The following is a 390-nucleotide window of genomic DNA, read 5'->3' as shown; positions in this document are numbered from 1 at the left end:
AAGCAGGATTCGCTGCCGACAATCATTTTGATCAAATGGAGACGACATCAATGAAACTCAGGCATGTGTTCAGTGGAGTAGTTATGGCGGTTGCTGTTGTAGGATGCGCCGACAAGAGTAAACCCGTGCCAACGCCAACTCTGGGTTCTGCGGTTGCAGGACAGACGGCGGCGATTGCGCAGCCTAACGTAAGTGGTTCAGTCTTTATCCGCCAGCGCATTGCGCTGCCGCCGGATGCGGTATTAACCGTGACGCTCTCTGATGCGTCCGTCGCCGATGCACCATCAAAAGTGCTGTCGCAGCGCGTGGTGCGAACCGAAGGCAAACAGGCACCGTTCCAGTTCGTGCTGCCGTTTAACCCAGCCGACATCAAGCCTGATGCACGCATTC

General features: G+C 55.6%; 1 protein-coding gene. It reads left to right on the top strand.

Translation table 11 applies throughout. The features are described from left to right. Window positions 1–50 precede the first annotated feature (50 nt). On the top strand, window positions 51–390 hold a 340-nt coding region (locus tag AC1DSC_RS32735; protein WP_478132106.1), incomplete at its 3' end, for a YbaY family lipoprotein.

Source organism: Variovorax sp. 01N425 (assembly GCF_056399465.1).
The sequence above is the reverse complement of the archived record's forward strand: the minus strand, read 5'-3'. Positions and strand labels throughout refer to the sequence as shown.